The 9,588-nt window shown below is 32.9% G+C and carries 11 protein-coding genes and 1 tRNA gene; 1 reads left to right on the top strand and 11 read right to left on the bottom strand.

Going from position 1 to position 9,588, the window contains the following annotated elements; translation table 11 throughout:
- Nucleotides 1–90: 90 nt before the first annotated feature.
- From FYJ55_RS09510 to FYJ55_RS09495, 4 genes are all read right to left on the bottom strand, one after another.
- The gene (locus tag FYJ55_RS09510) at nucleotides 91–951 is read right to left on the bottom strand and encodes a leucine-rich repeat domain-containing protein (RefSeq protein WP_154556625.1); all 861 of its coding nucleotides are present in this window, start codon (nucleotides 949–951) and stop codon (nucleotides 91–93) included.
- A 62-nt stretch (nucleotides 952–1,013) separates the two neighbouring features.
- Nucleotides 1,014–1,097, bottom strand: a tRNA-Leu gene (locus FYJ55_RS09505).
- Between the two features lie 85 nt (nucleotides 1,098–1,182).
- Nucleotides 1,183–1,452: a hypothetical protein gene (locus FYJ55_RS09500; RefSeq protein ID WP_229771151.1), complete on the bottom strand. Its 270-nt coding sequence runs from the start codon at nucleotides 1,450–1,452 to the stop codon at nucleotides 1,183–1,185.
- A 167-nt stretch (nucleotides 1,453–1,619) separates the two neighbouring features.
- Nucleotides 1,620–2,216 (bottom strand): L-threonylcarbamoyladenylate synthase, encoded by a 597-nt coding sequence (locus FYJ55_RS09495; protein ID WP_229771150.1) that lies wholly within the window; start codon nucleotides 2,214–2,216, stop codon nucleotides 1,620–1,622.
- A 71-nt stretch (nucleotides 2,217–2,287) separates the two neighbouring features.
- Between FYJ55_RS09495 and mnmE the strand changes: the two genes are divergently transcribed.
- Entirely contained in the window at nucleotides 2,288–3,616 is a 1,329-nt protein-coding gene (gene mnmE / locus FYJ55_RS09490; protein WP_154556622.1) for a tRNA uridine-5-carboxymethylaminomethyl(34) synthesis GTPase MnmE, read from the top strand.
- Nucleotides 3,617–3,629: 13 nt separating this feature from the next.
- Here mnmE and FYJ55_RS09485 read toward each other — a convergent pair whose 3' ends face one another.
- The 7 genes from FYJ55_RS09485 to FYJ55_RS09450 all read right to left on the bottom strand — a co-directional run bounded on the left by FYJ55_RS09485 (nucleotide 3,630) and on the right by FYJ55_RS09450 (nucleotide 9,436).
- Nucleotides 3,630–4,703 carry a M24 family metallopeptidase gene (locus FYJ55_RS09485; protein WP_154556621.1) on the bottom strand — a complete coding sequence of 358 codons (1,074 nt, stop codon included), beginning with the start codon at nucleotides 4,701–4,703 and terminating at the stop codon, nucleotides 3,630–3,632.
- Nucleotides 4,704–4,713: 10 nt separating this feature from the next.
- Nucleotides 4,714–5,946, bottom strand: a complete 1,233-nt coding sequence (locus FYJ55_RS09480) for a sensor histidine kinase (RefSeq protein ID WP_154556620.1) — start codon at nucleotides 5,944–5,946, stop codon at nucleotides 4,714–4,716.
- On the bottom strand, nucleotides 5,939–6,616 hold the full coding sequence (locus FYJ55_RS09475; protein WP_154556619.1) for a response regulator transcription factor: 678 nt from the start codon (nucleotides 6,614–6,616) through the stop codon (nucleotides 5,939–5,941). Before FYJ55_RS09475 ends, FYJ55_RS09480 begins: the two co-directional genes overlap by 8 nt.
- 24 nt (nucleotides 6,617–6,640) lie before the next feature.
- Nucleotides 6,641–7,309: a response regulator transcription factor gene (locus FYJ55_RS09470; RefSeq protein WP_154556618.1), complete on the bottom strand. Its 669-nt coding sequence runs from the start codon at nucleotides 7,307–7,309 to the stop codon at nucleotides 6,641–6,643.
- A gap of 169 nt (nucleotides 7,310–7,478) precedes the next feature.
- The gene (locus tag FYJ55_RS09460) at nucleotides 7,479–7,685 is read right to left on the bottom strand and encodes a hypothetical protein (RefSeq protein ID WP_154556616.1); all 207 of its coding nucleotides are present in this window, start codon (nucleotides 7,683–7,685) and stop codon (nucleotides 7,479–7,481) included.
- Complete coding sequence (locus FYJ55_RS09455) at nucleotides 7,666–7,824, bottom strand: hypothetical protein (RefSeq protein WP_154556615.1); 159 nt, start codon at nucleotides 7,822–7,824, stop codon at nucleotides 7,666–7,668. Before FYJ55_RS09455 ends, FYJ55_RS09460 begins: the two co-directional genes overlap by 20 nt.
- 58 nt (nucleotides 7,825–7,882) lie before the next feature.
- A complete protein-coding gene (locus FYJ55_RS09450; RefSeq protein WP_154556614.1) occupies nucleotides 7,883–9,436 on the bottom strand; it encodes an aryl-sulfate sulfotransferase in 1,554 nt (517 codons plus the stop codon).
- Nucleotides 9,437–9,588 lie beyond the last annotated feature (152 nt).

The following is a 9,588-nucleotide window of genomic DNA, read 5'->3' as shown; positions in this document are numbered from 1 at the left end:
TTTAAATATTTTGAAGTTCTTGTCATAAGTGTAGTCTCTCTTTCGTTTACACCTATACAATAAATCTTAAATAGACATCATTAATGTCAGTTATATTAACAAATCACCAATGTATCTGTTAAGCCAATCCATTTCCATAAAAATCAATCGATTTAGATCAGACTGACCAAGACACTCTTTTTTTAACAATTTTTCTACCATAGCACATATATCTTTATATCCATGTAAATAAGAAGTCAAATCATGTGTCCTTAAATAAGGAATGTATTGTTCAGATCCCATCATAAAGCGAAGAATCGCTACATGAAAGATACAAGATTCACTTTCTTCAGCGCATAGCTTTTCAAAACAAGCATCATATCCGTCAAAATCGATTTTCCCCTCTTTAAAACATTGACGCATGCGAAAACCTTCCCCTTCAATATTCAGGGCAAAGATATGAGCAGGGCCCACTTCATCATAACTCCCGTTGTATTCTGGATAGAATATAGAACTATCTAAAAAGTGAACTTCTACATCCCATGTGATTTGCGTTAAGATTTGTTTCAGGAAAGTAACATCAAAAATTGAACAATCATAATAAATATGATTGAGTCTTAAACAATTCATAAACACATCACTGCCAATACACATTAAACTAGAAGGTACAAATACTTCTTTTAACTTTCGACAATTATAGAATGCATAATCGCCAAGTTTTTTTAAAGTTCTAGGAAGCTTAACACTTTCAACATCACAACCACTACACTCATGATAATAAGATGGAATTTCACAACTTAAAACTGCTTTAGATAAATCGACTTCTTTTGATGAAAAACAATAATTTCCAATTTCACGAACAATATATCCATCTATCACTTCAGGTATTTCAACAATCGGACTGGATGCATACACTCTTCTTATACAAATACTTTCATCATTTACTTTTTCATAATATACACAAATTTCCATACAAAAATTATAACATAAAACAAAAAAAGACAACTACCGAAGTAATTGTCTACATTTACAAGTGGTGCGGGTGAAGGGACTCGAACCCCCACGCCGAAGGCGCCAGATCCTAAGTCTGGTGCGTCTGCCAATTTCGCCACACCCGCATTTCCAACGTGCTCACATATAATACACTAACATAAAATAAAATGCAAGTATTTTTTAAAAAAGAAGTTACTTTTTTGTAACTTCTTAGTGTAATACAGTTGGCTTATGCATCATTTCAATCTCTTCTTGGATATAGGCTTCCACTTTTTCTAAAAGCTCATCTGTAACCTCAATGTCACCTATCATAAAAGGACCATCTCCCATATTTGTTTCTTTCACAAACTTAATTTGCGGAAGCTGCGGCATACGATGATTTCCAAGTTCCTTTTCGATTTTTTCCAATTGTTTAAGTATAGGCTCGGCAATTTGTCTAATCATTTCTTCTTCTGTCATACATAGTATTATAATCAACATCCCTCATTTTGACAAGTTTTAACATATGTTTAAATTTAAACCCAAAACATTGAATCTTATACAATTCAGAGTAACATACTAGATGAACTGCTAGAAGCATACTACTTCTAGATGTGTTCGTATGCACCCTGGCCTATGCCCTACAACATAGGTTCTGGGTGTTTTTTCTATAATAAGGATTCTAGTTCTTCTAAAGAAATAGGTCCAGGTCTTAAGATTTGTAACTTTTCTTTTGTACAGTCAACAATCGTACTTGCCTGTAACGCTTTACACGTCCCAAGTACAATACCATCAATTTTTGGAAGCTGTTCATACACATCATCACTTGTAAGTGCTGTTTTTTCTCCAGACTGATTGGCACTTGTGACCAAGATTGGACAATTCAACTCATCAATCACATCTAATATAAATTTTTCATCTGGAATACGAATCGCAATTGTACTTAAGCCATTTGTGTATGCTGAATCAACACTGTCTTTTACATTCACAACGAGTGTCAATGCACCCGGTAAAAACTTAGCCGCAATCTTTTCAATTCTTTCATCCACTAACGCGACTTGCTTCATTTGTTCTACATTTGAAACCATCATTGGGATTGGTTTCGTTTCTGGACGATGTTTTGCGCGTTTTAATCGTTCTAAATCTTCTAAATCCCCATATTTTACTCCAACTCCATATACTGTATCTGTAGGAAGAGCAATAATTTTATGTTCATTAAATGCACACGCTACTTCGTGTACTTGATTTTTAGTATATTCTTTCATGTTTACACCTCTGTCTAAGACATTATACATCTTTTATGATAAAATACACTAAGAAAGAAAGGATGTTTACAATGTTTGAAAATACAATTGCAGCCATCTCCACTTCTTTGCAGGATGGTGCCATTTCCATCATTCGTTTAAGTGGTGACAAGGCTATTGAAATCACGCAAAAAATATTTGACCGTAATATCATGAATGCGAAAAGTCATACCATTCATTATGGTTTTATTATAGATATCGATAAAAATCCTGTTGACGAAGTTTTAATTTCTATATTTAGAGCTCCAAAAACATATACACGCGAAGACATTGTCGAGATCAATTGTCATGGTGGTACTTTTATTACTCGTAAAATCTTATCGATGGTATTAAGTGCTGGAGCAGATCTGGCAAAACCGGGAGAATTTACGCAGCGTGCCTTCTATCATGGAAGAATTGATTTGTCGCAAGCTGAAGCCGTTCAAGATATGATTGAAGCAAGTAATAATACCGCAGCTAGTATGGCTATTCATGGAATTAAAGGAAGTGTAAAAAAACTGCTACAGCCTTTGATTGATGATTTAATGGATATTATTGCACAGATTGAAGTGAATATTGATTATCCTGAATATGAAGATGTCGAACAATTAACGACAAATGACTTATTACCTAAAACAAATGATTGGTTAGATAAAATCGATCATATTCTTGCTCGTGTACAGACGGGGCAAATGTTAAAAAAAGGTATTGATACAATCATTATCGGTAAGCCAAATGTTGGTAAATCCAGCTTATTAAATGCACTTCTTGAAGAAGATAAAGCCATCGTTACAGATATTGCGGGGACCACAAGAGACTTGGTGGAGGGTCAAATTCATATTGGCAGTGTTCAATTGAATTTAATTGATACAGCTGGTATTCGTGAATCCAGCGATAAGATTGAACAGATTGGCATTGAAAAAAGTCAAGAAAAATTAAAAGATGCCAAGTTGGTTCTTTTAGTCTTTGATGGTTCAAAAGAATTGGATGAAGAAGATAAACAATTGTTAGAACTGACAAAAGATAAGATGCGTTTAATTATCTACAATAAATTAGATAAAACCAGCCCCGATAAAGATGGCATTTGGATTTCAGCTGCCAACAAAGACATTCAACCTTTGATTGATGCCTTGGAAAACTTGTATCATGAAGATTTATTAAAGGAAGATCCACTACTTTCAAATGAGCGTCAAATTGGTTTATTGAATCAAGCCAAAGAAGATATGTTAAGGGCGAAAGAAGCCATGGACAGGATGGTAGAACCTGATTTAATTGAGATTGACATTCAGGCTGCTCATGATCATTTGAAAGAAATCTTAGGTGAAGTTCATAGAGAAGACTTGTTGGATACATTATTTTCTAAATTTTGTTTAGGTAAATAGTAAAATGCGATGATTAACCAATCATCGCATATTTTTTATCTACTTTATTTAATACAACACAACCATCTTCAGTAACTAAAACTAAATCTTCGACACGAACACCCATCTTTTCTGGCAAATAGATACCTGGTTCAATTGAGAAAATCATACCTGGTTTCACAGTTTCTGTGTTGGTTGAACTTACATCCCCAAATTCATGATCCGTTTGACCAATGAAATGTCCTAGGCGATGTGTAAAGTATTCACCATAACCAAAGCTAGAAATATAATTACGAGCCGTTAAATCGATATCGCATAGACGAACGCCTGGACGAATGATTTCTTCCGCTTTTTCATTAGCTACACGTACAATATCATGAATCTTTTTATATTCGTCACTTGCTTCTTTACAGAAATAAGTACGTGTCATATCCGAACAATAACAATCTTTTCTTCCACCAATATCGATCACAATACTATCTCCTGCTTTTAACACAGAATCATCTGGCATATGATGAGGATCAGCACCATTAGCTCCAAACGAACAGATTGGTGAGAATGAAACATTTTGACATCCTAGCAATTTATATTGTTCAAGAATAAAAGCTTCTACTTGTTTTTCAGTCATACCTTCTGAAATGAAATCTCTTGTACGTTCCATCACAACATCATTGATCTGTGAGTTTTCTATCATACATTCTATTTCTTTTTCATCCTTGATGGCACGAGTATCATCTACATATTTTGATCCAAGAACAACTTTTAATCCTTCACACTTTTCCATTAAAGGAATCAAAAATCGTGCTGTCCAATCTTTATCAACACCTAGCGTTTCACTTAAATTAATAACACTAGCTAAAAGTGAAGTGGAATCATCTGTATCGCTATACCAAATTTCTTCACAATCCTTTTGTTCAACCGTAAATAATGTATTTAAAAATAAGACTTTTCTTCCTTCATCATTCAAGTACAGTGCAAACAATCTTTCTCCAGGACCTACATCAACGCCTGTTAAATAATAGATGCTGCATGGTTCACTAACTAAGATTTGTTTAAGCCCATCCGCCTTCATTCTTGCAATCACTTGATCGACTCTTTTTTGAAACATAATTATCCTCCTAGAAATTCAAAGTAAATTCTGTACCTTGTTTCTCATCACTTGTCACACTTAATTTGATTTTATGGCTTTGCGTAATTTGACTTGCGATAGATAAACCTAAACCCGCTCCCCCTTGATATTTTCTTGACTTATCAACACGATAGAAGCGCTCAAATACATGTTTTAAATCTTCTGGCGGAATATAGCTATCTGTATTACGAATTGTTATGACGGGTTTATTTTGTACCTTACATAATTTAAAATAAATCTTTCCACCTGAAGGTGTATATTTGATCGCATTGTCCAAGAAAATTAAAATCAATTGTTTTAACTGTGACTCATTACCATGTACCTCTATATTTTCTTCCACTTCATCGATTAAATCAATACCTTTTTCAAACGCAATGGATTCAAACGGTAAAACACAATGAAAACATATATCACTAAGCGAACAATTCTGCATAGAAATTTCAATTCGATTCGCATCATTCTTGGCAAGAAACAACATATCTTCTACAAGTTTTCGCATGCGGTTCGCTTCGCTTTGAATCGATTCTATCCATTGTTTTTGTGAAGAAATAGTTTCTGTCGAATGATTGGTTAATACATCACTATCCGCTAAAATAACCGTTAATGGTGTTTTTAATTCATGACTGGCATCGGCCACAAATTGTTTCTGTTTATCCCATGCCTGTTCGACTGGTTTTAATGCCCATTTACTTAAAATGCAACTTAGTATAAAGAATACTAGTAATACACTCGATCCAATTTGAATAGATATAATCAACATTCTTTGAAAAGAAGACTGCATGTGAGATACATCCACAAAGGCTACGGCATAACCTGAAGGAATGATTGTGTTTTCATCCACTTGATAGTTGGTAATTTTTTCTTTTTTATACGCAAACCCTAGTCTTTTCAAAATTCCAATATCGTCTTTATTTTTTACACTCTCAATTAAGATTTGCGCATCTTCTGCATAAATATTCCATACTGAACGGCTTGTGATCATATATTCATAATTTGAATCCGTATAAATCACGAAGGAATTCCCATTAAAATTTCGACTGTTTCCAAATGAAATCGAAAAATCTTTATCCTTTAATCGTAAAGCCATTTCCAAACTTCGCTCAACATCTTTTTTATCATGAACATAGTTTGAGCAACAAACTATACCAAATACAGATAATAAGATTACACTGACAAAGGACATTAAAATCAAAATGAATTTTGTCTGTAGTTTTTTAAGCATCACAAACCTCTAGTCGATATCCAACTTTTCGAATCACCTTGATTGAAACTTTGCTTTTTAAAAATTTTAGTTTCTTTCTTAAAAACGAGATATAAACCTCTACATTATTGTCCATCGCATCACTTTCACTACCCCATACCGAAACAATCAAATCATCTTTAGAAGTAATCATTTCTGGATGTGACATTAAATGTTTCATAATTTCAAATTCTTTATATCCTAAATGAATATGTTGGCTTGCACAATACAACTCACAAGTATCAAGTTGTAACGATAAATCGTCATACTTTAACTCATGTACAATGACTTCTCCTTTACGTCTTGTCAGTGCATTAATTCGAGCAACAAGTTCAGCAGCTGAAAATGGTTTAGTCATATAATCGTCGGCCCCTACATTTAGGCCTTTCACTTTATCTGGAATTTCATCCAATGCCGACAACAACAAAGTTGGAGTTTCAATCTTATTGGCACGCATTTTCTGTACAACCTCAAAACCATTCATAACAGGGAGCATAATATCTAAAATAGCTACATCATAAAATCCACTTAGGGCTAAATCTAAACCTTCTTGTCCATCATAAGCCATAGTTACTTGCCATTTTTGTTCTTCTAAAATTTGTGCAATCGCATACGCAATGTTTTTTTCATCATCCACAACTAATATATTCATAAACACCACGCCCTTTCTTCTTTTTTATATATTAACACACAGTTCTATATTTTCTTTACTCATTTTTATAGATACACAAGATTGTAATGCCGATAACTTTCGATTTAAATAGGATACATACAATGAAACTGTATTCTGATTCACATCTACTCGATTGTTCCAAACTTTTTCAATCACAAGCCAAATAGGTACTCGATTCGATTCACTTCGAACCAATAAAGAAAGAATACTACATTCCAACTTCGTCAATTGATATTTTGTATTCTTATGCGCAAGTATTACTTCTTTCTTATCTAATAGAATATCTTGATATTGTAAATAAGATTCGTCTATCGTATTTTCTTTTAACATCATTTTGACTCGTGCAATCAATTCCTTTGTCGAAAAGGGCTTGGATAAATAATCGTTGGCACCTAAATCAAAACCTGTAACTTGATCATCCACTTCATTTAATGCACTTAAAAGTAATACCGGAATATCATCTTTTTGTTTGCGAATCTGATTTAGCACTTCATAACCATTCTTTTCAGGTATCATAATATCCAAAATCAATCCATCATAAATTTCTTGGGAAATCAAACGAATGGCACTATTCCCATCAAAACACACACCGCAATTATAACCCTCATCTTCTAAGACAGCTCGTAGTGCTTTAGCCAAATTCATTTCATCATCCGCTATCAATAATCGCATATTATCCCTCGATTCTATCTTTGATTGTCTGAAATGACAAATCTAAAGAAGCAATTCCATCGGCACATCGTTTTAATTCACTACGTATCAAATCTTCATCTTCAATATGTTTCTTATAATGAATTTGAGATTTGCCCAAAAATCTAATGCGATCGTTCGTACTTGGATTTCACCTAAACCATCCATCTACTTTAATAATCACATGTAGACTGCGATATCCACTGAGTTTGGGATAGCTTAAATTGTCTCTTACTTCCACCACTTTAAAACATGAATGAATCCAATCCTTTATTTCATAGATTTCATCCACAAACGAACAAATGATGCGAACTCCAATATCATGAAGCAAAGAATATTCATCGCCTATCTTTTTCATAACACTTTTGTGGTGATTTGATTCTAGAAGTCGTATATTGTATACAAGCTAATGAACTCGAATGAATCGTATTTAAAACAGAATTGAATACTTTCTTAAACTGATCATAGTCAGAGCCATAAAATTCTTGATATGTCATATATAAAACATACGAAATAATACTTAAAATATGCTTAAAAAAAGTTAGAGATTGCTCTCTAACTAAAATAATATCCTTTATAGTCATAATAATAAATTCGATAAATAAATCGATCATTTTTCTTTATACTGAACTGTTGTTCAAGATTTCCATCCGTATCATAAATGGATAATAGTCCTACAATTCCTGAATCTACGACAATATGATCACCTAAATTTTGTGCACTCGATACATAGGCACTAAACGGAACTTCAAACGAATGAACCAATGTATATGTTCCTTCGTTTTCATCCACTAAATATTGATAGTAATAGGATGTCGTGCCTTCTGTAATACTTGTTTGAATCCCTTCATTTACCGTCCAATCATAATCTTTTCTTGTCTTAGAATATCCAAAATTATTATCAAACATGTAGAGATAGTATTGACCATATTCTAATGAATCATCTTCCATATATGTTACGGTATGTTGTCCTCCACTCGTCAAGAAGTCCCCTACTTTTGTATATAAATACTTTGTATAGTCTGTATCTTTCCAGAAATCTTCATTGCCTATGATATAGCCAATACTTGGATTTGTGCTTACATCATTGATTTTAATGATTGAACTTGTTTCTCGAGAAGAAAGAATGACACTATCATCATTTAGATATTGAAGTGTATTGATATGCATCCAATCCCATTTTGAACCTTCTTTATGATCCGTACTCTCTTTGTAGCTTTTAAACAAATCTTCTAGATCTAATACTTCACTTACTTCTTCGCTATCTACATCTAATTTAATAATACAATCTTCTACACTATTCTTTTCTTCATTTGTAGCTAATAAAATCAAATTTCCATCCTGATCAAATTGATAATCGTGATGAACTATATAATTACCCAAATTATAAATGTGTTCAATCATACCCAAATGATTGATGGCAGCCATTCTATGTGTAGATACACTCATATATAAGATTTGATTTTGCATCAACATACGATGAGAACGATATCCAATAATTGGAATTTCCCCACGCAAAACGCCATTTGTATCATACATATAGACAAAGTCTTGATCATCCGCATCATTTCCTAATAGTGTATATAAACCATTGCCTAAATATTGTTTAGAACCAGATACTTGTTTAAGTTGTATATCTTCATCACCTAAAAGAGATCCCATTGTATAATTTGTACTTACACTTTGACTTGTGCCATCCTTATAGGTAGCTGTAATTGTGATGGTATTTGTACAATTTGGAATCAAACCAATCAATTGAAACTCATGTTCCTTTTGATATTCTTTAGCCTGATTCGCTGTAGCTGTAAAATCTGCATAATCGCTGCAACTCACTGTATATGTAATTTTAGCTACTTTAGATGTATTAAAATAAACATACATCGATTGTGTATTGGTTGAAAAAGGATTGTATTTCATAAATATATTTTGAAGTGTATAGTTTCCATTTCCTTTTTCATGTTCTAAATCCGATAATGCTTGTTCTTGAAACTCCATCGTATAAATTTTATTGACAGTAACTGTAGATTGACTATCTTTATAAATTCCATATCCAATCGTGAGTCCAATAATCAGCACAAAAATCAATATATTTCCAAGTTTTTTCTTCATAACAAATTCACCTCAGAAATATTGTATGGCTTAACAGATACATTGGTGATTTGTTAATATAACTGACATTAATGATGTCTATTTAAGATTTATTGTATAGGTGTAAACGAAAGAGAGACTACACTTATGACAAGAACTTCAAAATATTTAAA

Origin of the sequence: Holdemanella porci, from assembly GCF_009696075.1 — a bacterium.
In the GTDB taxonomy this organism is placed as follows: Bacteria; Bacillota_I; Bacilli_A; order Erysipelotrichales; family Erysipelotrichaceae; genus Holdemanella; species Holdemanella porci.
This window is presented reverse-complemented; position numbering and strand designations above follow the sequence as displayed.

Excerpts from the sequence above, each read along its gene's own strand:
- FYJ55_RS09510 (WP_154556625.1), bottom strand. The coding sequence starts at position 951 with ATGGAAATTTGTGTATATTATGAAAAAGTAAATGATGAAAGTATTTGT.
- FYJ55_RS09500 (WP_229771151.1), bottom strand. The coding sequence starts at position 1,452 with ATGTTGATTATAATACTATGTATGACAGAAGAAGAAATGATTAGACAA.
- FYJ55_RS09495 (WP_229771150.1), bottom strand. The coding sequence starts at position 2,216 with ATGAAAGAATATACTAAAAATCAAGTACACGAAGTAGCGTGTGCATTT.
- mnmE (WP_154556622.1), top strand. The coding sequence starts at position 2,288 with ATGTTTGAAAATACAATTGCAGCCATCTCCACTTCTTTGCAGGATGGT.
- FYJ55_RS09485 (WP_154556621.1), bottom strand. The coding sequence starts at position 4,703 with ATGTTTCAAAAAAGAGTCGATCAAGTGATTGCAAGAATGAAGGCGGAT.
- FYJ55_RS09480 (WP_154556620.1), bottom strand. The coding sequence starts at position 5,946 with ATGCTTAAAAAACTACAGACAAAATTCATTTTGATTTTAATGTCCTTT.
- FYJ55_RS09475 (WP_154556619.1), bottom strand. The coding sequence starts at position 6,616 with ATGAATATATTAGTTGTGGATGATGAAAAAAACATTGCGTATGCGATT.
- FYJ55_RS09470 (WP_154556618.1), bottom strand. The coding sequence starts at position 7,309 with ATGCGATTATTGATAGCGGATGATGAAATGAATTTGGCTAAAGCACTA.
- FYJ55_RS09460 (WP_154556616.1), bottom strand. The coding sequence starts at position 7,685 with ATGAAAAAGATAGGCGATGAATATTCTTTGCTTCATGATATTGGAGTT.
- FYJ55_RS09455 (WP_154556615.1), bottom strand. The coding sequence starts at position 7,824 with ATGACATATCAAGAATTTTATGGCTCTGACTATGATCAGTTTAAGAAA.
- FYJ55_RS09450 (WP_154556614.1), bottom strand. The coding sequence starts at position 9,436 with ATGAAGAAAAAACTTGGAAATATATTGATTTTTGTGCTGATTATTGGA.